Annotated in this window: 19 protein-coding genes and 1 pseudogene; 19 read left to right on the top strand and 1 reads right to left on the bottom strand. The window is 45.9% G+C overall.

Translation table 11 applies throughout. The annotated features are described in order from the left end of the window. The first annotated feature begins 7 nt into the window (after window positions 1–7). The 10 genes from C2U47_RS22800 (at window position 8) to C2U47_RS01970 (ending at window position 13,474) form a co-directional block, all read left to right on the top strand. Window positions 8–1,525, top strand: coding sequence for a GT99 family glycosyltransferase N-terminal domain-containing protein (locus C2U47_RS22800; protein ID WP_435301502.1), 1,518 nt, complete (start codon window positions 8–10; stop codon window positions 1,523–1,525). Between the two features lie 4 nt (window positions 1,526–1,529). Continuing rightward, entirely contained in the window at window positions 1,530–3,743 is a 2,214-nt protein-coding gene (locus C2U47_RS02010) for a glycosyltransferase (RefSeq protein ID WP_103261398.1), read from the top strand. A 369-nt stretch (window positions 3,744–4,112) separates the two neighbouring features. After that, window positions 4,113–5,540 carry a glycosyltransferase family 39 protein gene (locus tag C2U47_RS02005; protein ID WP_103261397.1) on the top strand — a complete coding sequence of 476 codons (1,428 nt, stop codon included), beginning with the start codon at window positions 4,113–4,115 and terminating at the stop codon, window positions 5,538–5,540. A 60-nt stretch (window positions 5,541–5,600) separates the two neighbouring features. Next, window positions 5,601–6,422 carry a glycosyltransferase gene (locus tag C2U47_RS02000; protein WP_042877765.1) on the top strand — a complete coding sequence of 274 codons (822 nt, stop codon included), beginning with the start codon at window positions 5,601–5,603 and terminating at the stop codon, window positions 6,420–6,422. Further along, window positions 6,422–7,372 (top strand): UDP-glucose 4-epimerase family protein, encoded by a 951-nt coding sequence (locus C2U47_RS01995; protein WP_103261396.1) that lies wholly within the window; start codon window positions 6,422–6,424, stop codon window positions 7,370–7,372. Before C2U47_RS02000 ends, C2U47_RS01995 begins: the two co-directional genes overlap by 1 nt. Before the next feature lie 153 nt (window positions 7,373–7,525). After that, entirely contained in the window at window positions 7,526–8,344 is an 819-nt protein-coding gene (locus C2U47_RS01990) for an MraY family glycosyltransferase (RefSeq protein WP_233735855.1), read from the top strand. 58 nt (window positions 8,345–8,402) lie between these two features. Then, entirely contained in the window at window positions 8,403–10,388 is a 1,986-nt protein-coding gene (locus C2U47_RS01985) for a polysaccharide biosynthesis protein (RefSeq protein ID WP_103261395.1), read from the top strand. Window positions 10,389–11,009: 621 nt separating this feature from the next. After that, window positions 11,010–11,948, top strand: a complete 939-nt coding sequence (locus C2U47_RS01980; protein WP_103261394.1) for an IS30 family transposase — start codon at window positions 11,010–11,012, stop codon at window positions 11,946–11,948. A gap of 29 nt (window positions 11,949–11,977) precedes the next feature. Further along, window positions 11,978–12,895: an IS5 family transposase gene (locus C2U47_RS01975; protein WP_103261393.1), complete on the top strand. Its 918-nt coding sequence runs from the start codon at window positions 11,978–11,980 to the stop codon at window positions 12,893–12,895. A 261-nt stretch (window positions 12,896–13,156) separates the two neighbouring features. After that, complete coding sequence (locus C2U47_RS01970; protein WP_103261392.1) at window positions 13,157–13,474, top strand: hypothetical protein; 318 nt, start codon at window positions 13,157–13,159, stop codon at window positions 13,472–13,474. Here the strand turns inward: C2U47_RS01970 and C2U47_RS01965 are convergent. Continuing rightward, complete coding sequence (locus C2U47_RS01965; protein WP_032495448.1) at window positions 13,457–14,878, bottom strand: IS66-like element ISKpn15 family transposase; 1,422 nt, start codon at window positions 14,876–14,878, stop codon at window positions 13,457–13,459. The genes C2U47_RS01970 and C2U47_RS01965 overlap by 18 nt on opposite strands. Window positions 14,879–14,970: 92 nt before the next feature. Here C2U47_RS01965 and C2U47_RS01960 point away from each other — a divergent pair, with 92 nt between their 5' ends. The 9 genes and pseudogenes from C2U47_RS01960 to C2U47_RS01915 all read left to right on the top strand — a co-directional run bounded on the left by C2U47_RS01960 (window position 14,971) and on the right by C2U47_RS01915 (window position 23,555). After that, window positions 14,971–15,714 (top strand): exopolysaccharide biosynthesis polyprenyl glycosylphosphotransferase, encoded by a 744-nt coding sequence (locus tag C2U47_RS01960; protein ID WP_233735854.1) that lies wholly within the window; start codon window positions 14,971–14,973, stop codon window positions 15,712–15,714. Window positions 15,715–15,734: 20 nt separating this feature from the next. Next, complete coding sequence (rfbB, locus tag C2U47_RS01955) at window positions 15,735–16,820, top strand: dTDP-glucose 4,6-dehydratase (RefSeq protein WP_103261391.1); 1,086 nt, start codon at window positions 15,735–15,737, stop codon at window positions 16,818–16,820. Next, window positions 16,820–17,707, top strand: a complete 888-nt coding sequence (gene rfbD, locus C2U47_RS01950) for a dTDP-4-dehydrorhamnose reductase (RefSeq protein ID WP_039041244.1) — start codon at window positions 16,820–16,822, stop codon at window positions 17,705–17,707. The genes rfbB and rfbD overlap by 1 nt, the downstream gene beginning before the upstream one ends. A gap of 114 nt (window positions 17,708–17,821) precedes the next feature. After that, a complete protein-coding gene (gene rfbA, locus C2U47_RS01945; RefSeq protein ID WP_042877769.1) occupies window positions 17,822–18,700 on the top strand; it encodes a glucose-1-phosphate thymidylyltransferase RfbA in 879 nt (292 codons plus the stop codon). 61 nt (window positions 18,701–18,761) lie between these two features. Continuing rightward, the gene (gene rfbC / locus C2U47_RS01940) at window positions 18,762–19,319 is read left to right on the top strand and encodes a dTDP-4-dehydrorhamnose 3,5-epimerase (protein WP_103261933.1); all 558 of its coding nucleotides are present in this window, start codon (window positions 18,762–18,764) and stop codon (window positions 19,317–19,319) included. Further along, window positions 19,316–20,554 carry a flippase gene (locus tag C2U47_RS01935; protein WP_103261390.1) on the top strand — a complete coding sequence of 413 codons (1,239 nt, stop codon included), beginning with the start codon at window positions 19,316–19,318 and terminating at the stop codon, window positions 20,552–20,554. Before rfbC ends, C2U47_RS01935 begins: the two co-directional genes overlap by 4 nt. Window positions 20,555–20,630: 76 nt before the next feature. Then, window positions 20,631–21,847, top strand: a pseudogene (locus C2U47_RS01930) (O-antigen polymerase). Next, window positions 21,820–22,755, top strand: a complete 936-nt coding sequence (locus C2U47_RS01920) for a glycosyltransferase family 2 protein (RefSeq protein WP_103261387.1) — start codon at window positions 21,820–21,822, stop codon at window positions 22,753–22,755. The pseudogene C2U47_RS01930 and the gene C2U47_RS01920 overlap by 28 nt, the downstream one beginning before the upstream one ends. Further along, the gene (locus C2U47_RS01915; protein WP_103261386.1) at window positions 22,752–23,555 is read left to right on the top strand and encodes a glycosyltransferase family A protein; all 804 of its coding nucleotides are present in this window, start codon (window positions 22,752–22,754) and stop codon (window positions 23,553–23,555) included. The genes C2U47_RS01920 and C2U47_RS01915 overlap by 4 nt, the downstream gene beginning before the upstream one ends. Window position 23,556: the final 1 nt, after the last annotated feature.

Below are 23,556 nucleotides of genomic sequence, written 5' to 3'. Positions count from 1 at the left end.
ATTAACAATGCTAGCAGCCTTTTTACCCCCTTACCCTTTTAGGTCTGTACCAGCACCATATCTGTGGTGTTATTATCGCCTACTGTGTGAATGGGCGACAGAATCTTGTATGTTCATTACAGGGCGCGACTATGTGCGACCTATTGAGCAATGGGAAGACCGCTGGGAGTGCACAAATGATGCTGCAACAAGACTTAACTATGCATTACCCAAAAATACACAGCCTCCACAGCATCATTATGCTTGGTTAGATAAAGGGCGTTTTGACGAATGGTTGAGCATTCATAACAGCAACCCTCTAGCCGTTTTTCGTCATTTCTTATGTGAACGTGATAATGCTTATGAAGAAGAACTTCATGAGATGCTATGTTCTGCACCAAATAAGATTGAAGCTGTAATTACATTTTTAAATGTCCCGTCACTTTCCGCAGTTTGTCAACGACTTGGTATTCCTGTGATTCATCAGGAGTTAGGACCCCTGCGTGGGCATATATATCGTGATACAGCTTACGTTGATTTTCAGGGCGTCAATGGAAATTCTGAAGCTGAAAATCGTGAGTGTGAATTCAGGGGCTGGTCTCTAAATTCTCAAAATGAATTAAAGTTAAATGATCTTCTTTTGTTTTTTTTGAAAGACCCTAGCTTTATTAAAAGTTTGCCAGAGAAAACCTCTGAAATTGGAATAGCACTTCAGGTTGAGGATGATTCCAATTTAGTTGCGTTTGGTAATGGAATGGATAACCAGTCTATTATACTTGCTGCTCGTAACCAAACAGCTACATCAAGTCTGTTGATTCGTTCTCATCCAGGTAGTCTGTTTACGTTACGTGAAGGAATAATGCCAATAGATGAATCGCCAACCAGTCTGGAGTTTGTTGCTCGTTGTAAAAAAATAATGACTATAAATTCCAGTGTCGCACTAGAAGCTCTACTTCTTGGGGTTCCGGTGACAATCTTCGGTGACAGTTCATTATGTCATCTGGCCAAAGAAATACCTCATTCTTTATCTTTGGTCAGGCGTTTGACATTCTATCTTTTTGCTTATTTAGTTCCACGATCATGTCAGTTGTCCCCCCGTTATCTGCGTTTTCGTTTAAGTGAGCCAGGTGAGAAAGCCATCATTGAGTATCATTTGGGTTGTTATATGAGAGATGATGATATGACTTTACCAGAAGAGAGCGCTTTTGAAGATCTTCAAACAAAGCTGATAGCTCAGGTATTGGCAAGTAATCAACTTAGAGTTCATCGTAACGAGAGATTGCAAGCTCTCACTGAACAGGTACATGTGCTATCACAAGAACTCACAGACGTTAATAGGCGACTAGTTGAGGAGTGTGAGGCACACGGGCATGCCATTCAGGTGGTTGAGCAGATTACTGAGCAATTCAATACTCTTTCAAAACAATATTCTGACACTCTTGAAGAGTTACATTTGCGTGATAAAAAAATCAAAGAATGTGATGAGCTTTTAAACAAGATACGTAACAACAGAATATTAAATTTTTATATAAGACGTTTTATTTGAATTTATGAGTGAATTTATGTTAATTAGAAATCTTGACGTTATTATACCTGTGTATCGTGGGCTTGATGAAACTAAAGAGTGTATACTTTCGTTATTGTCTAGTATTCCACAGTGGGCTCAGCTTATAGTCATTAATGATTGCTCCCCCGAGCCTGATTTAACTAATTGGCTTAGACAAGAAGCGAGTAATTTAGGCTTCGAGTTGCATGAAAACAAGGCTAATAAAGGTTTTGTCGGTACAGTAAACTATGGCATGAGCCTGAACAAAGATAGAGACGTACTGTTACTTAACAGTGATGTAGAGGTTTCTAATCTGGATTGGCTTAATAGAATGCGAAAAGCAGCATATAGCCATGATCGGGTTGCAAGCTTAACTCCATTTTCTAATAATGCTACAATATGTAGCTTTCCAAATTTTTGTCAGGACAATGAACTGTATTGTGGTTTGGATGTTAATGCGCTAGATCGTCTTTTCTCTAATCTTCCTCTTGAAAGCGAACTCGTTGAGGTACCTACAGGCGTCGGATTTTGTATGTATATCCGTAGAGATTGCTTAGATTCGGTTGGTTATTTCGATGAACAAACCTTCGGTAAAGGTTATGGAGAGGAAAATGACTGGTGCCAGCGCGCGCACAAGTTGGGGTGGAAGAATTATCATCAATTGAATGTGTTTGCTTACCACAAAGGTGGCGTGAGTTTTCAAGAGGAAGGGGACCCAAGAAAAGCTCGTGCATTAGAGTTACTTAACACATTACATCCTAATTATACTCACGATGTGATGGCATTTATTGCACAAGATCCTGCAAGACAAGCAAGGTTGATGGCTAAGATAAAATACATAGCCGAGACTGGCCTCCCAGTTATCTTAGCTGTTGCACATCACCTCGGTGGTGGAGTTGCTCAACATGTTTCAGAGCTTGCGTCGTATTATTTAGAAAAGGCATGGTTTCTTCGCCTAACTCCCGGTAGCAGAGAAGGATATGTTAATCTTTATTTGAGCGCATTGGACGGTGATAAGACTGATGCATTCGTCTTCAACGTTCACACAGATTATGAATTATTAGTGAGTTTATTACGAGATCTAAGAGTTGGTCGGGTACACTTCCATCACAGCATGGGGCTGCCGCCACGAACTTGGTTACTGCCTAGTTCGCTAGGCGTATCCTATGACGTGACGATTCATGATTACTATATGCTAAATGGTAATCCAACACTTACAGATCGTTATGGACAATTTGTGAGTGAGGATAATCAAAATCATGATGATGTCTGTAGAGATGCAGCACAGATCAGTGTCTCAGGTGAGGAGTGGCGCAGTGGTATATATCCTTTACTTTCTCGAGCAGAGCGGATTATTTATCCCAGTAGAGATGTATATCAGCGATTTAGCAGGCTATATGGACATGAAAGTGAGCTATCTAACAAGGCAATTGTAACATACCATCCAGATGCTTATTGTTATTCTGAACCTAAACAGAGTCATAAACCGGGTGATCAGCTTCGTGTACTAATCCTTGGTGCTCTGAGTCGGGAAAAAGGAGCTGATCTATTAGAACAAGTTGCTTTGCTGTGTGATCCAGATAACATAGAGTTCCATCTATTAGGCTATGGCTATCGTCCTTTGCGTGGTGTTGTGAACCATGGTGCATATAGACTGGATCAACTTGAAGAAAAACTTAACAGTATTAAACCTCATGTGGTCTGGTTCCCTGCTTTATGGCCTGAGACATACAGCTATACGCTATCAATTGCGCTTGACCATGAATATCCTGTTGTCTGTCCGAATATTGGTGCTTTTGTCGAGCGTATCGAAAATAGAAATAACTCTTTATTATTACCCTGGAATATCAAACCTATTGATTGTGCTGCATTTTGGCGTGCGTATGCCCAGGGGGCCAAGCTAAGCAATTTCCTTGTTTCAGCTGAAATTTGTGATGAAATAGAGCGAGACGATAATTTCTATCAAGATAAATACCTGAGTGGATTGACAGTATTGACACCTACAGATGGTTCTATTTTGGTCAATAAGTGGAATGAAAAGCTAAGTCTTGCTCCTAGTACTGTACTGTTATCAAGAAAAGAACAACTTTTACAGTATCTATGGAAGGTTAGAAATATGCGTATCGTCAGTTCATTTGCACGTTATATTCCATTTAGATTGCAGAGGGCGATCAAGCGCTTATTGAGTCGAAAACCAATTCACGAAATTATTAAGTGATATGGATTTAAACTATATATAAATATAAGATGTAATTATGTTTGATTTTTGAATGAAGATTAATCATACGGCTCATTATCAGAGAGTAGAGCGCCACGTTAAAAACTCTCTGAATTAGCCGTATGGCTATTAAAAATAGGGTGGCTAATAGTATGTTTCCTAAACCCTCACTTCCTGATAATGAGTTATTGAGAGTAAATTCAAGAATAGTATCAGTTTGGAAAATTAGTCTTTTAAAGACCTCGCTTTATCACTTGGCTCCAGGTGTACAATAAATGAATTCATTCAATAGGATAACAAACTTATTCTTGAGCTATCTTGAGTAATAAAGCAAAGAAAATTGATAACTCAAATTGGATAAAGTAAATAATGAAACGTTGTTCAAGTTTTGAGAAGGTAATTGAGCTTTCCTTTTATTTTATAATAGCATTCTGTGCGATCTGGAAAATAATTCCGACCATTAATGAGAGAGGTTTCTGGTCTGACGAATTGTTTACTGCGGCCGTAGTCCGTTACCATCCTATTTTAGATAGTCAATTTGAAAGAAAAACAGTCATGCAGATTAAAATGAATGATAGTTTTTTGACTGTCAAAGCAGGAGAGCAGCACCCACCTATGTATGACCTTTCCTTAAAGGGATGGGCGTCTTTATTTGGTGATAGTGAGATCTCCCTACGTGGTTTTAATATTTTCCTCATTGCACTCACGTCTATTACCATATTTGTGTCTTGCTGGCGGCGTAAAAATTATCCGCTCGGAACTTTGATTTCCATAACTACATTAGTTGTGCTGTGGCACCCTGTGACCCAGAGTTATGCCACACAAGCTAGAAGTTATACATTTTTCTTGATGTTATCTTTATTATGTCTTTTAGCTTTCAATAAGATAAAAGAAGCTGGTCGTAATGAGTCTATGTGGCGCCTTACCTTTTATACTCTTGCTACTATCTCATTTTTGACACATTACTATATGGCTGTTTTTATTGGTGCTGTATATATCTTTATTGCTTATAGCGATCTCAAGCAAAGGCGCTATGTACTTCCCCTAATACCAGTTCCATTTGTTTTTAGTTGGATATTCCTCTCATATCACAGCCTGCTTTTTACCGCGAGTGGCGGAGTCGCGTGGTCCCAAATATCATATCTACAAGCACTGCAATCAATGTTGCATATAATTTATGGTTACTTTGGTGTAAGCTCCATATTGGTCGCTTTGTCATCTGTGTATTTTTTCTGTAAACGAAAAACCTCTGAAACTCAAGTTTCTATATGTATTGCTGTTTCAGTATGTGTGTTAGCTTTTGTTTGTAAAAAATCAGGAATACTTCATCCTAGACACTTCATATTCATTATTCCTTGGTGTGTCTATCTTATGCTTAACTTAACATTATCGTTGTCTAAAAACAGATTTTTTGTTTTGGCGATAGCGTCAATAATCGTGTTTATTTCTCCCGCAGCAGGAACTCAAGCGAGCGTGTATGCTGACGAACAATATAAAGAGGCAGCAAAACTTATATCGGAAAAATATAGTGGTAAAGATTATAAAATATATGCAACCTGGAGCCCCAACGAAGCATACTATCGATACTATCTTGAAAACTATGCATCGGGGCATGTCAGTGTCGATATGCTCTCTAGTATCAGTGACGTAGATAAAACATGCTCTTATATCAATAATAATAATGTTGTTTTATATGCTCACCATTCACATGATGACGTAATAAATGCTTTTGAATCTTGTTTGTCTACATTTACTAGAACAAATTTTGATGGTGTGGTTGTGATCGCCAAGCCATAAAAGTTATCTAGCTATATGGTGATTTTATGAGAGTTGTACGTATTCCTTAGAGGATATGATGTGATAAAACTTGACGTTTCAATTAGCATCGTAACTTACAATGCTAATATGTCGATGTTATCCCTGACGCTGAATAAGCTTAAAGGTGCAGTTGATTTTATTTCTGATAATGACGTTGAAATAAATACCGTGTTGACGCTCATTGACCATTCTCCCTTCCCGGATTCTATGGTTCAATCTGACAGTGTATTTCAGTGTTTTGGCTGTGGCAGCAAGCTAATTAATGACCCACTGAATCCTGGTTTCGGAGCTGGCCATAACCGAGCTTTACTAAGTGACACTAAGTATCATCTGATCCTAAATCCCGATCTGGAAGTTGCACCAGATGCTCTCAAAAACGCACTAGAGTTTATGGAGAGACATCCGGAGTGCGGATTATTGACGCCTTTCGCGACATGGGCAGATGGTGAGGTACAACGGCTTTGCAAAGGTTATCCAACTGTCTTTGATTTATTGCTGCGTGGTTTTGCTCCTGCTTTTGTGAAGAGGTTATTTCAGACGCGCTTGGCGAAATATGAGATGGCAGATCAGCTCAACAATCATGATGTGCTGTGGGACCCACCCATTGTCAGTGGTTGTTTTATGCTGTTTCGCACAGATGTATTGCAGCAGCTCGAAGGGTTTGACCCTCGCTTTTTTCTCTATTTTGAAGATTTTGACATCAGTTTACGTGCAGGGAGGGTCAGCCGGATTGCCTATGTCCCTCAGGTGAAGGTTGTTCATCATGGTGGTCATGCATCGCGCAAAGGTTGGCGGCATATCTGGATGTTTGGGCGCTCTATGGTGACTTTCTTCAATATTCACGGTTGGCGTTGGTGGTAATGTCAGATATCAAAAGTACAGTCTTGGTAACAGGCGCCAACGGATTTGTTGGCAAGGCGGTCTGTGAACACCTGCTGAGTCTGGGTGTGAATGTGAAAGGTGCGGTGCGAAGTCACCCGCTTGCTTCGTATCACATCAACGCTCCCTCTTTGACAGCAGATGCAAACTGGACAACCCAATTACAACAGGTGGATGTTGTCATTCACTGTGCCGCCAGGGTGCATGTGATGTCTGATAAGGAAGCCGATCCTCTAACAGCGTTTCGAGCGGTAAACACAATTGGCACATTAAATCTCGCAAACCAGGCCGCAGATGCTGGTGTTAAGCGCTTCATATTTATTAGCTCGATTAAAGTAAATGGTGAGCAGACTGAGCCCGGTAAGCCGTTTGATGAACATGTCCAGAATCCACCACAAGACCCTTATGGCCGCTCAAAATATGATGCAGAGCAAGGGCTGATGGCACTTGCTAAGAAGTGTGGTATGGCTGTCACCATTATCCGGCCTCCTCTTATTTATGGTAAGGGTGTGAAGGCTAATTTTGCCAGCATGTTAAAGATGGTGCATACCGGTTTTCCACTCCCCTTTGCCCGTTTGAAAAATGCACGGAGTTTATTGGCATTACCCAATTTATGCGATTTCATTGCTCGTGCGATAGATCATCCTGCTACCGTGAATCAGATTTTTTTGGTCGCAGATCCAGTTCCTGTTTCGACATCTGAAATGCTGATTGCTATTGCTGATGCTGAAGGTGTCCCTTCTCGACTGTTTTATATTCCATCAATTCTGGTAAGAGGGATTGGCCGTTGCTTTGGGATTGATGCCAAATTGCAGCGGATTTATGGATCTCTAGAAATGGATACGGGCAAGGCTCAGAGGCAGCTACAATGGTCGGCTCCTTATACGTTTTCTCAGGCTTTATCCCTGATGGCATCTTCCAAATATGAGTAGTTTGTGATGCTGACATTTCCGTTACTTCTAGTTTTATGTTTGTTTTTCTCCATTATCATGACAGGCTTACTTAAGCGCTATGGTCAGAGCCGTCTTCTTGACCAACCCAATCATCGCAGCTCACATTATATCCCTACGCCGAGAGGCGGAGGCATGGCGATTGTCGCTACATTTCTGTTGGCTTCTCCTTTTCTCGTCGTGAGCCAGGTGTCGGATTTGTATGGGGTATCTTATGGAAGCTTGCTATTGATATGGATTGCAGCACTGGGCATCGCACTAGTTGGTTTTATCGATGATCACCTGTCTCTTGAGCCAAAAACTCGTTTAATTGTCCAGAGTCTTTCTGCTGCATTGGTTGTATTAGCTGTTGATGGATTGCCAGAGCTGACCTTCTTTGGGTGGCAGCTAAATCTTGCCTGGTTTGGTTATGCGCTGGCATGGTTAGGTGTGATCTGGTTTATCAATCTTTACAACTTCATGGATGGCATCGATGGCCTAGCTGCCGGTGAGGCCGTGACTGTCTGTATCGTCATGGCGTTACTGCATTACCTTTTTGGAGGTGAGTGGCCGTTTGCGAGTTTGACCCTGTTGCTGGGGGCTTCTGTTGCGGGCTTTTTGTGCTGGAATTTTCCACCGGCCAAGATCTTCATGGGAGATGGGGGCAGTGGCTTCCTTGGTATGATGCTCTCATCCCTGATGTTGCTTGATGCAAGTTTCGCCCCCCAATTCCTCTGGGCGTGGCTTGTCATGCTCGGAGTCTTTGTCGTTGATGCTACCTGGACTTTACTGAATCGCTATCGTCTCAAATGCCGCCTGAGTGAAGCTCATAGAACTCACGCATTTCAATATGCTGCAAGGCACTGGAAAAGTCATCGTAACGTGACACTGATGGTGCTCTTGATAAATGTCCTATGGCTTGCACCGATTGCTGCCATGATTGTTGGGGGGGGCTCGATGGCGTGTTGGGTCTGATTATTGCCTACTTACCGCTAACTTATCTCGCATTTTACCTAAAGGCAGGAGTACCTGAATGAGCACAGATTTTTTGCCGGGGGGTAGCTGGTTACTTACCTGCCTTGGTTCCTTGTCACGAGCCAGCAAGCGAGCAATATCTGTCGCAGTAGATACGTTATTGATTACCATGGCATATTGGGGGGCATATTGGATCAGGCTTGAACATAGCTGGCCAATCGCAAGCCCCCATCATTGGGCCCTTTTGTGTGCGATTATTGTCCTAAGCATTAGTGTCTTTGTTCGGCTGGGTTTGTATCGTGCAATCTTGCGATATGTTAGCTTTCGAGTGCTCTGGACAATCTCATTAGGTGCATTTGTTTCAACGAGCTTTTTTGTTATCTCTGCGTTTTACTTCGATATCTTCCTGCCCAGAACCGTATCGGTCATCTATCTCTCATTTTTGGTGTTGATGGTCGGTGGTGTGCGGTTGTTCTTTCGGGCTCTGCTGAATACTACTCGTTTGGCGCGTACACAGGTTCTGATCTACGGTGCGGGTTCCTCGGGGCGGCAGTTGCAAGTGGCTTTGTTGCAAGGTAATGAGTTTTACCCAGTTGCCTTTGTGGATGATGATCCTGCCAAACAAGGATGCGTTATTCAGGGATGTACCGTGTACAACAGTGCTCAGCTCCCTACGCTGATTGATCACCATGGGGTGAAGAAGATCCTGTTAGCCATGCCAAGCAGCACCAGGGCTCGTCGCCAGGAAGTGATCAATGCACTTGAGCCTCTCTCTTGTGAAGTGCTGTCTATCCCGGGTATGGCCGATCTGGTCAATGGCTCTGCCCGTATTGATCAGCTTAATGAAGTCTCCATCGACGATCTGTTGGGTAGAGACCCGGTAGAGCCGGTCACGACATTGATGGAAGCCAACATCACAGGCAAAGCGGTCATGGTGACGGGGGCTGGGGGCTCCATTGGATCGGAGCTCTGTCGCCAGATCTTGCGGTGCCGGCCATCCACCTTGGTTCTGTTCGAACTGTCTGAATACGCCCTCTATGTCTTACACAAAAACTTGCGTGAACAGTGCGAACGTGAGGGAATTGCAACTGAGCTGGCTCCGTTACTGGGCTCGGTGCAGCGCCAGCACCGCCTCAAGACGGTGATGCAGAGCTTTCGGATCCAGACTATCTACCATACTGCCGCTTACAAGCATGTGCCCTTGGTCGAGTTCAATATCATAGAAGGGGTGCGCAATAATGTATTTGGCACTCTTTATGCTGCTCAAGCAGCCATTGAAGCGGAAGTTGAAACCTTTGTACTGATATCCACTGACAAAGCGGTACGCCCAACCAACACCATGGGGGCCAGCAAGCGCTTGGCCGAGCTCATCCTGCAAGCCTTGACTCGTGAAAAGCACAAAACCCGTTTTTGTATGGTGCGCTTTGGTAATGTGCTCGGATCTTCCGGCTCAGTGGTGCCACTGTTCAGACAACAGATAGACAAAGGTGGGCCTATTACTCTGACTCATCCCGATATCATACGCTACTTCATGACAATACCGGAGGCGGCCCAGTTGGTTATCCAGGCGGGCGCGATGGGGGAGGGGGGCGATGTTTTTGTGCTCGATATGGGGCAGCCAGTCCGGATCATGGAGCTTGCAAAACGTATGATCCGTCTTAGCGGTCTGACGCTTCGCGATGAACTTCGGCCCGATGGCGACATTGCTATTGAGGTGACGGGGTTGCGGCCAGGTGAAAAACTCTATGAGGAATTGTTGATTGGGGATGATGCTAGAGGTACAGAACATCCCAGGATCATGGTGGCGCAAGAATGCTGGCTCCCCTGGTCAAGGCTGCGTCCCTTGCTGGCCTCGCTGGATGACGCCTGTCACCACTTTGATCAACAGAAAGTACGCGACATTCTGATGCACGCTCCTGCTGCGTTCGAACCAACAGACGGTATCTGTGACCTGGTCTGGCTTGCTAAACAACGTGATCTGCCAACAGACAATGTGGTCCCACTTCCTACACACAACATCGATTTTTATATTGAAAATCAATGATGTTCTATTATTACGCGCCTCATCAGACATCTTTTCAATTTAATTTCTGGTTGTTTTTTGAGCGATCGGAAACTGATTAGACCAGATTGACTACCCTTTTGAGCAAAGCATAGGTAAAATCGCCCCGCCGATTCAAAATTAATCTTGTATCTTCTTGCGCTTAATAGGCTCAACATGATCATGGTTATAACCATAAAGTAAGCATAACTAGCGTCTCGCTGTCTTGTTTGCAAAGGTGTGCAGGATCAGAACGGTCATAAATCTTTGGCAAACTAAACAATATATAGACTGCGAGCGAACTGGGAGCTGTAACTCAGGGGCGGTAGCTAACTTTTTTCAATGCTCTGCGCCATCCTTTAATGACAATATTGTTTTTATAGCCGACTAGTCTGGCACTTGAGCGGCGGTAGATTGTCAGAGCCGCTTTAGGTTAGGCACATGTTTGACACATATATTTGAATGAAGGCACAAAAAGTGTTTTTTTGCAATACATTATTATCATTCAGATACTTAGAACGGGAATTCAGATAATAAGTGCGACACTCATGGATGAATGGCGAGAGGTGGCCAACTGCTGATTGGTGGTACCCTTATGCTCGCCAAAGTAAAAGCAGTATCACCATGAGCTATCAGCAGTTGACCGAGGGGCAACGATACCAGTTATCGGTGCTTCGCGCACAGGGGATGTCCATCCTTGCCACCGCACGCGCCATTGGCGTTCATCGCTCCACCCTCTACCGGGAGCTGCGTCGTAACGCCGGGCCGCAGGGCTACCAGCCAGACAATGCGCATCAGCACGCCACCCACCGACGGGCCAGTGCGGCCAAATCTCGGCTATCTGCCGATGTCATCCAGTTTGTCGAGCTGACACTCGCCTGGTGGTGGAGCCCGGAGCAGATAAGCACGGTGGGCAAGCAGATAGGCCTCATGGTGAGTCACGAGTGGATATACCGCCATGTGGCCGCCGACAAAGCCCGGGGTGGCCAGTTGTACCGCCATCTGCGCCAGGGCCACAAGCGCTACCGCAAGGGGGCGAGCAGCCTGCGTTCTCCCATCAAGGAAGCCCGCTCTATTGATGAACGGCCGGCTATCGTCGATAGCCGGGAGCGGCTCGGTGATTGGGAGGCGGACACGGTGCTGGGCAAGCAAGGCACAGGTGCACTGGTCACCCTGGTGGAGCGCAAGAGCCGGCTCTATCTGGTCAAGCGGGTCGCGAGCAAACAGGCTGGGGTGGTGCGGGATGCGATAATCGAGATGTTAACGCCCTACATCGAGCAGGTGCATACTATCACCTTTGACAACGGCGGCGAGTTTGCCGAACACAAGGCGATAGAGGAAGCGCTGGGTGCCGAGACTTACTTTGCGCACCCTTACTCTTCGTGGGAGCGCGGTCTGAACGAGAACAGCAATGGGCTGTTGAGGCAGTTTATCCCAAAGGGAACAGACCTGAGAGAGGTCACGGACGAGGATGTCAGGAGAGCGGAGCAGTGGCTCAACCTACGACCTCGGAAAGGCCTTGTTGCTCAAATCGGGGAACTATCTGTCATCTCGGTGATCTGATCCTGTAGCGCAGTCTCCGAGAGCATCAGATGGGCAAGTCCAAGCACAAGATCAGCAACTGGCAGCAGTACAACCAAGCCTTGGTGCAACGCGGTTCGTTGACCATCTGGATGGACGAACAAGCCATTAAGCAGTGGCATTGCCTGGTCCACCATGGCCGCCGAGGGAGAGGTTTCCACTACAGTGACACCGCCATTGAGACGGCCCTGATGCTAAAAGGCTTGTTCAAGTTGCCGCTGCGGGCGCTAGAAGGCTTCATTAACTCGTTGTTCCAACTGATGGCGGTGCCTTTGCAGTCGCCGGACTATAGCTGTATCAGCAAGCGCGCCAAGACCGTCGACATCAAGTACCGCCTCCCCAGCCAAGGCCCGGTGGCTCACTTGGTCATTGATGCAACCGGCCTCAAGGTCTATGGCGAAGGCGAATGGAAAATTCGCAAACACGGCAAGGAGAAGCGACGAGTGTGGCGCAAGCTCCACTTGGCGGTGGATGCCACAACCCATGCGGTCATCGCTGCCGAAGTCAGCCTGGAGACGGTGGCGGATAACGAGGTGTTACCGACGTTGCTCAACCCCTTACGACGCAAGATAAAACAGGTCAGCGCCGATGGTGCGTATGACACCAAGGCCTGTCATGCGCTACTGAAGAAGAAGGGGGCGAAAGCCACCATACCGCCGAGAAAAAATGCGGCACCGTGGGAGGAAGGCCATCCCCGCAACGAGGCGGTGACGGCGCTCAAGGCCGGTGAACTGAAGCAATGGAAGAAAGACTCCGGCTATCACCAGCGCTCGATAGCCGAGACCGCCATGTACCGGTTCAAGCAACTCATCGGGCCAACGCTGAGCCTGCGGAACTACAACGCCCAGGTGGGCGAAATCCTGGCTGGCGTGAAGGTGATGAACAAGCTGATAGGGCTTGGTATGCCTGTTCGCCAGCCAGTGAATTGAGTGGTATCAACGGGTTGGGGAACGGCCATCCAGCGACGGATTTGATCAACAACGCCCCTCGGAAATGTCTCGGATTCAGGCAGCCTGTCAAGGTATTCGAAGAGTACCGTCAGGCGGCATAGGCGAGTGTCGCACTTCGAAGTTGAATTCGCGGAACACGTGCAATAACGAAATAACTGCTCACATGAGGTTACTTGGTAGGCATACACAATAATTAAAATATTTGCCTTCCGGAATATTAAAATTAGAGAGTAAAGGGAAATGGATAATAAAATCAACAGCAGTGCTGCATTATGGAACGCAGCGAATGAAAAATTGACAGAGAAGATTCACTCACAAGATATTGGTCATCTCATAGGTGAGCTGAAGCGAGTTCACATGAAAAGTGATGAGCTTTATGTGTATTGTAGTGATAGTGACAAGGCTCTTATTGAGCGAGTGCTAGTCGATTATCCGTTCACGTTGCATTTCAATGTGACGGACATGTCCCAGCTAAAAGGCAAAACCCTTGTGCATTACAAGAGTGGTGACCTTCCCGATGAACTGGCCGCAAGTATCTATTCACCAGGACGGGGTTGACGGCATCAGTTCTGCCGGGATGGGATAATCTGTCTTCTCGATGCACGCCCTGACCACGGCCCTCAACCACTCCTGTGGGCAGCGGCCCAATCGCTTGCCGGTCTCCACCAACGACAGGATGCGCTGGCGAAACAGCTCGCCCCGGTGAGACCACACGCCGTAGCTACCCTTGCGCCAGAGCACATAGCCACGCAGCGCCCGCTCCGCCTCGTTGTTGGTCAGCGCTATTTCGTCGTCAGTCATAAACCGCCACAGCATCTCGTCATCCCGCAGCAGCAACTGGCATCGTCCACGGTAGCGTTTGCTGCACAACAGGGCGCCGCGCTCCAACTGGCTTCGCCAGCTTTGCCGGTAACGCGCGAGCCTGCGCAGGTATTTCTGCTTGCTCAACGCACCGCTTTCCCAACGGTGCCGGGTACGAAACACCGCATCCGCCAGCAAGACCAACCGGGCACCGATGGGCTGGTTGCACTGCTCGCTACTCTCGGCGATGGCCACGAGATTGCGGGCCACGTGGGCCCAGCACAGTTGCCGCTGGTCGGCGTCGATAAACCGGTAGCCGGCGTACTGGTCGGTCACCAGCACCCCGTCAAACTCGGCGCCCAGCAGCCGCTTGGCCGCCTCCTGACCACGGCCATAGGCCGTCATGAAGCAGACGGCTATCTTGCTCAGCGCCAGCCACATCCAGCGGCGCTCTCCACCCCGCTGATGCCGGGTCTCATCGGCATGAACGTGGGTGGCCGTCTGCACCTGCTGCTTGATGGCCTGGTAGGTCGGGGTGAGCATGGCACTCACCCGCCCCTGCGCCTCACTGATGGCGCCCCGGCTAAAACTCAGGCCGAAATGCTGTTTGAGCTGCTGCTGTATCTGGCTGACGCTCTGGTGAAACTGGCCGCTTTGCAGCGCGATGTAGCTGAGCAGATTGGCCCCCATCTGGCTGCTGCTGACGTTGTCTGGCAGTGCGGCCTGGGTCGTGCCGATACACCGTGAGCAGGTCGCACGATACAGTTGGTGTTCGGTGACGAGATAGCTCACCTCGGGCAGCTCGAACACCTGATGAACCTGATAGGGTTTGGCATGGGCCACCATGTCCCCGCCACAGCAAGCGCAATCGGCGGCAGGGTAATGCGGGACCAGGGTCAGGCGGGCATCAAGCGGATGCCGCTCGCGGCGATGTCCCTTGTGACCGGGCTGCGCCCCCCGTTGCTTGCCGGACGCCGGACGCTTGCGGGCCGGCGGCGGTGCACCGGGGCCGTCGCTGGAAGGCGGCTTGGAGGAGTTGCCGCTGTGCTGATTGAGGCGGTCCTCCAGCTCGGCGATGCGGTCGAGGAGCTTATAAATCAGCTCGTTGGCCTGCTCCAGAGTGGTGGGCATTCCCGCGGAATGCATGGTGTTTTTGCTCATGGGGGGAGCGTATCTAAGGAGCAGGATCAAGCAAGCAGGAAAGTGGGATCAAGAGACGATCGTCTCATTTTTCCTGTGTCAATACTGTTCCGGTGAATACTTACGCCGCAATGCTGGTCCTGGCCACCAAATATGGCGCCTACGTTGAACCGCTGGTCAGTTATCTGGACCGTCGTTTCGGCCGCACCGAAGTGGAGTTGCTGCACAGCGGCTACTTCCTGCACATGAAATCTTTCTCCATCCTCTCCCGTCCATCCAATCGCATTGTCAAGCGTGCGCTGGATCTGGTCTCTGCCATTGCGCTCAGTCTGGTTGCCATTCCCATTGGCTTGCTTGCTGCACTGGCTATCAAATTGGAATCACCTGGTCCCATCTTTTATCGTCAAGCACGGGTTGGCCTGTTCAACCAGGAATTCGACGTAATCAAATTCCGCTCCATGCGAAACGATGCCGAAAAAAATGGTGCTCAATGGGCAAGTAAGAACGACGCCCGAGTCACTCGTGTTGGCCGTTTCATTCGCAAGACCCGTATTGATGAACTACCGCAACTGATCAACGTCTTTAAAGGGGAAATGTCTCTGGTTGGTCCAAGACCCGAGCGGGAAGTATTTATCAAAGAGCTGGAAGCCGTTATCCCGTACTATCGCTTCCGTCATGCGGTCAAGCCCGGTATTACCGGCTTGGCCCAGGTCAAATACCCCTATGGGGCATCTATTGAAGATGCCGTGTGGAAGCATAAATACGATATCTTCTATATCAAGCATCAAAGCCTAATGTTGGATATCAAAATCCTGCTACTGACAGTCAAGACTGTGCTATTCGGCATGGGCAGATAAATATAAGGCATTATATTAAGATGAAAATTCTCGTTACCGGTGGCGCTGGTTTTATCGGCTCTGCCGTCGTGCGCCATATCATCCGTGATACTCAGGATGCCGTTATCAATCTCGATAAACTCACCTATGCCGGCAATCTGGAATCCCTAGCCGATGTATCGTCAAGCGAGCGTTATGCGTTTGAGCAGGTGGATATCTGCAACCGTGCCGAGCTGGATCGGGTGTTTGCCCTGCACCAGCCGGATGCCGTGATGCACCTGGCCGCCGAGAGCCATGTTGATCGCTCCATCACAGGGCCGGCTGATTTTATCGAGACCAATATCGTCGGCACCTATATGTTGCTGGAAGCGGCTCGCGCTTACTGGAACGGTCTGGATGAGGTGCGCAAGGCGGCCTTCCGTTTCCACCATATCTCCACCGACGAGGTGTATGGTGATCTGCCCCATCCGGATGAAGTGGCTGCCGGTGAGCCATTGCCGCTCTTTACCGAAACCACTCCCTACGCCCCCAGCAGCCCCTATTCCGCCTCCAAGGCTTCCAGCGACCATCTGGTACGCGCTTGGCGCCGCACTTACGGTCTGCCCACTATCGTCACCAACTGCTCCAACAACTACGGCCCATATCACTTCCCCGAGAAGCTGATCCCGCTGGTGATCCTCAATGCGCTGGATGGCAAGCCGCTACCGGTATACGGCATGGGTGACCAGATCCGTGACTGGCTTTATGTGGAAGATCACGCGCGCGCGCTCTACAAGGTGGTGACCACGGGCTTGGTCGGGGAGACCTACAACATCGGCGGTCATAACGAGAAGCAGAATCTGGAGGTGGTACACACCATCTGCGATCTGCTGGACGAGATGGTGCCGAAGGCGGGCTCTTATCGTGAGCAAATCACCTATGTGGCGGATCGCCCTGGCCATGATCGCCGTTATGCCATCGATGCCAGCAAGATGAGCAGTGAGCTCGCATGGCAGCCGCAAGAAACTTTCGAATCTGGCATTCGCAAAACTGTGCAGTGGTATCTGGATAACGAACAGTGGGTCAACAACGTCAAGAGCGGTGCCTACCAATCCTGGATTGAGCAGAATTACGGGGAGCGTGCCTGATGCATATTTTGCTGTTTGGCAAAAACGGTCAGGTCGGTTGGGAGCTGCAGCGTGCACTCGCACCGCTGGGCCGCATCACTGCCGTTGATTTTGACTCCACCGATTATTGTGGCGATTTCAGCAACCCGGCAGGGGTGGCCGACACGGTACGTCTGGTCAAGCCGGACGTGATTGTCAACGCCGCAGCCCACACCGCAGTCGACAAGGCGGAGAGTGAGCGGGAATTTGCCGAGCTGCTCAACGCGACCAGTGTGGCGGCGATCGCCAAAGAAGCGGAAGCATTGGGTGCCTGGCTGGTGCATTACTCCACCGACTATGTGTTCGATGGCAGCGGTGAGCGTCCCTGGGTGGAAACCGATGCAACTGCACCGCTCAACGTCTACGGTGAAACCAAGTTGGCAGGGGAACAGGGGGCGGCTCTCTGCGCTCGTCACCTGATCTTCCGCACCAGCTGGGTCTACGCCGCCCGTGGAGCCAACTTTGCCAAGACAATGCTGCGCTTTGGCAAAGAGCGTAGCGAGATGTCGGTCATCAATGACCAGTTCGGCGCCCCGACCGGTGCCGAGTTACTGGCCGATTGCACCGCCCATGCGATCCGCGTGGCGCAGAGCAGACCCGAGGTTGCCGGGCTGTACCATCTGATTGCCTCCGGTACCACCACCTGGTTTGACTACGCCCAATTGGTGTTTGCCAAAGCCAGAGAGGCTGGCGTTGATCTGGCGGTCACGCAACTCAATGCAGTGCCGACCAGCGCCTTCCCGACCCCTGCCAAACGCCCCCATAACTCCCGCCTTGATACCGACAAATTCCAGCGCACCTTTGATCTGGTACTGCCGGACTGGACCGTCGGCGTGGAGCGGATGTTGACCGAGATCCTCAGCAAGTAAATCCCTGGTCAGGGATGTGTTGAGTGCATCCCTGGCTGGCAAGAGATAAAACGTAAAAGGTGTAGCTGCAAGCCACCTTTTTCTTTTGCAATTTAAAAATAAGAAACAAGCATCATGACCAAACGTAAAGGCATCATTCTGGCCGGTGGCTCAGGCACCCGTCTCTATCCGGTGACCATGGCGGTGAGCAAGCAACTGTTGCCTATCTATGACAAGCCGATGATCTACTACCCGCTCAGCACCCTGATGCTGGCGGGCATTCGCGATATTCTGATCATCAGCACGCCGCAAGATACCCCCCGTTTTGAGCAATTGCTGGGTGACGGCAGTCAGTGGGGCCTGAATTTGCAGTACAAGGTGCAGCCAAGTCCGGACGGGTTGGCACAAGCCTTTATTCTGGGTGAAGAGTTTATCGGGTCAGACCCCTGTGCGCTGGTGCTGGGGGACAACATCTTCTATGGCCACGACCTGCAGAAACAGTTGGCGGCGGCAGCGGCCAAAGAGAGTGGTGCTACCGTCTTTGCCTACCATGTGCATGACCCCGAGCGTTATGGGGTGGTGGAATTTGATAAAGAGGGTACCGCTATCTCGCTGGAAGAGAAGCCGTTGGAGCCCAAGAGCAACTATGCGGTCACCGGCCTCTATTTCTACGACAACAGCGTTGTTGAGATTGCCAAGCGCCTGAAGCCGTCACCGCGTGGTGAGCTGGAAATCACCGATGTGAACCGTATCTACCTGGAGCAAGGCAATCTGTCGGTGGCGATGATGGGGCGTGGCTATGCCTGGCTGGATACCGGTACCCATGAAAGCATGATAGAAGCGAGCAACTTTATTCAGACTATCGAGACGCGCCAGGGATTGAAGGTGGCGTGTCCTGAAGAGATCGCCTATCGCCAAAAGTTTATCAGTGCTGACCAGATACGTGAGCTTGCAGCGCCGCTGGCGAAAAATGCATATGGCCAATATTTGTTAAGAATGGTTGCTAACGCCTGATGTGATATGGGGGGAGGAATGTTGTTCCCCCATAAAAACTGGATCAAATGTGGGTAAACAGATGAACGTAATCAAAACAGCAATTCCTGACGTGCTTATTTTTGAGCCAAAAGTATTTGGTGATGAGCGTGGATTTTTCTTTGAGAGCTTCAACCACAAGTTGTTTGAAGAGGCAGTAGGATATCCTGTGAGTTTTGTGCAGGATAATCACTCCAAATCGTCGAAAGGAGTGTTGCGTGGTTTGCACTATCAATTGCCACCCCATGCCCAAGGCAAGCTGGTGCGTTGTGTAGCGGGTGAAGTGTTCGATGTGGCGGTAGATATCCGCAAAAGCTCACCAACCTTCGGGCAATGGGTTGGGGTTCACTTGTCAGGTGAAAACAAGCGGCAGTTGTGGATCCCGGAAGGTTTTGCTCATGGATTCCTTACATTAAGTGATACAGCTGAATTTTTGTATAAGACAACCAACTACTATGCGCCGCAGAGTGAAGGTTCTATCCGTTGGGATGATCAGCAAGCGGGGATTAAGTGGCAGATTGAAGGTGGGGTGATTCTATCTAATAAAGATCAAGAGGCCGTTAGCCTTGCAGATGTACTTGAAACAGAGTTATTTTCATGAGCATATTGCGTAATACCGCTTGGAATTTTTCTGGATACGTTTTCCCAACAATAATAACATTTCCTGCTCTCGGTTATTTAAGTAGAGTGTTAGGTTTTGAGTTGTTTGGTATATTCACGCTGTCATTGGCATTGTTTGGTTACGCTAGTATATTTGATGCTGGTTTGACTCGGGCTGTAATTAGAGAGGTTTCGTTCTATCGTGATAATTTTAATGAAAAATTAAAAATAGTTACCACATCAACGATTGTGGTAACTATTTTAGGAAGCGTTGGAATGCTAGTTACATTGAGTCTGAATGAAAAATGGCCAATCTGGCTAAATGTATCTACAAACTATTCTGCTGACTTACAAAACTCAATGGAATTATTGGCTGTTATGATTCCAATTTTTTTGGTTGGACAAATTTGGTTGGCTATTTTAGAAGGTGAGGAGCGTTTTGCTGAGTTAAACCTACAAAAGACATTTACAGGTAGTGTTCAGGGGGGAATGCCTGCGTTATTAGTGTTTTTTGATCCAACACTATTAAGTGCTATTTATGGTTTGCTTATAGGCCGTTTTTTAGTTATTTTATTAGCAGCTTATGCTTCACGAAAAATAATTTTCAATATGAATTTAAACTTAGATCTTGTCGTGTTAAAGAGGCTGATAGTATTTGGAGGCTGGATTACATTAAGTAATATTATTAGCCCAGTGATGAATTATTTTGACAGGTTTTTATCCTCTAATATATTAGGCGCTTCACATATAGCCTCCTACACTGCACCATCAGAACTGATTTCTCGTTTGAGTATGGCACCTGGTGCTTTGTCTAGAGTAATATTTCCTAGATTGGTATCTTGCAATCAAAAAGAAAGGAAGGAGATCAAATATAAATCTTTTTGTATCATGGCGATGTCGGTATTTAGTCTTTGTATCGTTGTTGGCGTGTGGGCTGAAAAATGGTTAACTATATGGCTTGGTAGTGGTTTTACAGAATTATCCCCAATGGTTTTACAGATACTATTGGTCGGTTTTTTTTTCAATTCGCTTGCATTAATTAATTTTTCTAGCTTGCAAGCTAAAGGCTATTCTAACCTAACAGCCATTATTCATATGATAGAGGTATTACCTTATCTAGCCGCATTATTCTACGGAATAAAAACGTTTGGTATTCTGGGTGTTGCTGTATGCTGGAGCCTTAGAATGGCTATTGACTTTTTATTATTATTTTATTTCGATAAAAAATTCGAGTGAAATTGTTTATTTCCAAGATCATTTCAGTAGTAAGACGGTGTGATATTTAAATTCGTTATTTTAGGGGCACATATATATGGGTATTATGATAATGTTGCTTCTGCTCATGTCAGTAACAATGTGTATTACTGTCGTTTTTTTAAGAGCAAAGATTTACTCTCCTATATTTATTCACAACTTTATTTGGCTATTTACGATATCCATTGGGGTGCTCGCATATGACAGGTTTATTGATATTCCTGAATTGTCAGTATGGGCAATGTTGTTGTGGTTCACTACTGTATATTGCATCTTGTTTTTAATGCGTCTAAAAAGTGGACATAGTTCTCTATATCTTGATGGTAAACGGCAATTTGAAAATTTTAAACCAATTAAAAGGCCGCAGATCTGGCTGTTCGTTATCATTGTATCAGTTATATCCATAAGAGAAGTATATGAAGTGGGAATGGGGGGGCCGAATAATAATTTTTTATTGAATTTACGATTGTCGTTAATTATTGAAGATTATGACGGTCCTCGACCGTTTTTTATATTGTTATTTTATCCAATCTTAACTGCGTTATTTTCAATATGCACCTTCTATGAAGGTAGTGCATCCAAAAATACTATTTCACTGCTTGTATGGCAAATTGTTTTTGCCATTGGGACTGCGGGGAAATTTGCAATTATGACTCCATTTTTGATTATGGTTGTCATAGGGCTATTTAAACAGACGATTGAAGTTAAAAAAGTTATTTTTTCTTCATTGTTTATTATTTTTATAATGATGTTATTGCATTTTTCAAGAATGTCAGAGCAAGACTCTATGAGTATTGCTGATGTTTTAGGTATATATATATATTCGCCACTAGTTGCTTTGGGCCTGCTAGAAAATCCTATCCACATTGGGGTGGAATATTTCGGAGAGTATACCTTTAGAACTTTTTATGCAGTATCATATTACTTTGGCTTTAGTGAACTCCCCCCCAAGAAACAATTCTGGATTACGTAAATGTACCTTTTCCAACCAATGTATATACTGTAATGCAACCTTTTTACTCTGATTTTGGTTTGTTAGGGGTTTTTTTGGGTGCCATATTTTATGGTGTGTTTTGGGGCGTTTTATTTAAGTTTGTAGAAAGAAAAGGTTATCATTATTTGATGATTTATTCATTGTTAGTTATTAGTTTGGTAACATCATTTTTTGCAGAAACGTTGATAACAAATTTTTCTGGAAATATGAAGATGGTGTTAAGTATATTATTTTGTTTGTGGGGGTATCGTGTATGGGTGAGGCGCTTAAATCAAGTGTAAGTATTTTGATGGCTACATATAATGGAGCTTTATTTATAGAGAATCAAATATTATCACTCTTACAGCAAAGTTATAAAAACTGGGTGCTTCTTATTCATGATGATGGATCCAGTGATGATACGCTTAGCATAATAAAGAAATATACATCAATTGACTCAAGAATTATCCTGATTAACAATGGCATTGTTCGGCAGGGGGTTGGTAAGAATTTTCTTTCGCTTTTAAAGCATGTTGATACTGAGTATGCGATTTTTTGTGATCAAGATGATATTTGGCTAGAGCGTAAACTAGAAGAAATGCTTAACGCGGCGGATAAAATTGGCTTGGCTAAATTAAAAGAACCAAGTATTGTTTACGCTGATGGCTTGGCGTTTGATAGTGATACTGGCGTTATCAACTATAATAGTATATCAAACAATCATGCTTCTGATTTAAAAGATTTCTTGTTTTTTAACGGTGGCTATCAGGGGTGTTCGATTCTGTTTAATCAGGCGATGATTGAATTTATTGAAAAATATGATGGACCTGTTCATCATCATGATGATTTGGTGAGTCTGGCCGCCCATGCATTCGGTAAGGTTACATTCTTAGATAAAAAGCTCATGCTTTACAGACAGCATTCTAATGCGGTTACAGGAATGAAGTCTTTTAATAAAGGCATATGTAGAAATGAAATAGATTTTATATTGTCTACGCCTCATCACTTAGTGAAAGAATATTTTTTTTATGAATATAAAAGCCTATTTTCTAAAACCAATACACGTGTTTTTAAGACTTATTTAGATTATTCATCAGCACCTTTTATGAAAAGACTCTATATCAGTCTCGTCAGTGGTCTTACCCTCGGTGGCAGTCGATTTAAATTAGTATTAAAGACAATCTTGCGCAGAAAGGTAATGAGCTCATGAAGTTTTCTATTCTAACGCCAACCTATAATCGTGCTTATACATTGCAACGGTTATATGATTCAATTTGCAATCAATCAATCAAGAACAAAAAAGATCTTTATGAATGGATAGTGGTTGATGATGGCAGTTTTGATGGTACAGAAAAACTTGTTCAGAGTTTTATTGCTGAGGAAAAAATAAAAATAAAATATTTTTTTCAAGATAATTCTGGAAAGCCAACAGCAATAAATAATGGGGTCGTGAATTCTTCAGGTGAATATATTTTTATTGTTGATAGTGATGATGTTCTGGCTGAGGATGCTATATCTACACTAATTGATGTGGACATCTTGGCATCTAATGACTTCAACGACAAGCTTTCAGGATTCTGTTTTAGAAAAGCAGATTTAAAAGGCGGGGTGTTAGGTCGTGAAGTTATGGGTGGGGATGATTATAAACTAATGACAGCAACTGAATGTGGTAACTTTTTTCTTGCTGATCTTGCTTATGTATTTAAGCGAGCATATTTGTACGATAATAAATTTCCTAAATTCAGCAGTGAAAAGTTCGTACCTGAATTGTATGTCTGGAATAAAATAACAGATATAAAACCAGTTTTGGTGTTCCCTAAAAAAGTTATATATCTATGTGAGTATATGAATGATGGCCTAAGCAAGAATTTTACATTAGAACTTAAAAATAACCCTCAAGGATTTGGTTTGTTTTATAAAGATCAAATTAAAAGGGAGAAAAGCTTTGTAGCAAAGCTAAAGAAAATGATTCGATGGTCGCAGTGTCAAATTTATTTATTATGCAGGTAGT

This window comes from Aeromonas sp. ASNIH7 (genome assembly GCF_002903485.1).
GTDB classification, from domain to species: Bacteria; Pseudomonadota; Gammaproteobacteria; order Enterobacterales; family Aeromonadaceae; genus Aeromonas; species Aeromonas caviae.
This window is presented reverse-complemented; position numbering and strand designations above follow the sequence as displayed.

Coding starts and splice junctions, on each gene's coding strand:
- C2U47_RS01915 (WP_103261386.1), top strand. CDS start 22,752: ATGAAGTTTTCTATTCTAACGCCAACCTATAATCGTGCTTATACATTG.
- C2U47_RS01990 (WP_233735855.1), top strand. CDS start 7,526: ATGGCGATTGTCGCTACATTTCTGTTGGCTTCTCCTTTTCTCGTCGTG.
- C2U47_RS01985 (WP_103261395.1), top strand. CDS start 8,403: ATGAGCACAGATTTTTTGCCGGGGGGTAGCTGGTTACTTACCTGCCTT.
- C2U47_RS01970 (WP_103261392.1), top strand. CDS start 13,157: ATGGATAATAAAATCAACAGCAGTGCTGCATTATGGAACGCAGCGAAT.
- C2U47_RS01995 (WP_103261396.1), top strand. CDS start 6,422: ATGTCAGATATCAAAAGTACAGTCTTGGTAACAGGCGCCAACGGATTT.
- C2U47_RS02005 (WP_103261397.1), top strand. CDS start 4,113: ATGAAACGTTGTTCAAGTTTTGAGAAGGTAATTGAGCTTTCCTTTTAT.
- C2U47_RS01965 (WP_032495448.1), bottom strand. CDS start 14,878: ATGAGCAAAAACACCATGCATTCCGCGGGAATGCCCACCACTCTGGAG.
- C2U47_RS02010 (WP_103261398.1), top strand. CDS start 1,530: ATGAGTGAATTTATGTTAATTAGAAATCTTGACGTTATTATACCTGTG.
- C2U47_RS01980 (WP_103261394.1), top strand. CDS start 11,010: ATGAGCTATCAGCAGTTGACCGAGGGGCAACGATACCAGTTATCGGTG.
- C2U47_RS01935 (WP_103261390.1), top strand. CDS start 19,316: ATGAGCATATTGCGTAATACCGCTTGGAATTTTTCTGGATACGTTTTC.
- rfbA (WP_042877769.1), top strand. CDS start 17,822: ATGACCAAACGTAAAGGCATCATTCTGGCCGGTGGCTCAGGCACCCGT.
- rfbB (WP_103261391.1), top strand. CDS start 15,735: ATGAAAATTCTCGTTACCGGTGGCGCTGGTTTTATCGGCTCTGCCGTC.
- rfbC (WP_103261933.1), top strand. CDS start 18,762: ATGAACGTAATCAAAACAGCAATTCCTGACGTGCTTATTTTTGAGCCA.
- rfbD (WP_039041244.1), top strand. CDS start 16,820: ATGCATATTTTGCTGTTTGGCAAAAACGGTCAGGTCGGTTGGGAGCTG.
- C2U47_RS22800 (WP_435301502.1), top strand. CDS start 8: ATGCTAGCAGCCTTTTTACCCCCTTACCCTTTTAGGTCTGTACCAGCA.
- C2U47_RS01975 (WP_103261393.1), top strand. CDS start 11,978: ATGGGCAAGTCCAAGCACAAGATCAGCAACTGGCAGCAGTACAACCAA.
- C2U47_RS01920 (WP_103261387.1), top strand. CDS start 21,820: ATGGGTGAGGCGCTTAAATCAAGTGTAAGTATTTTGATGGCTACATAT.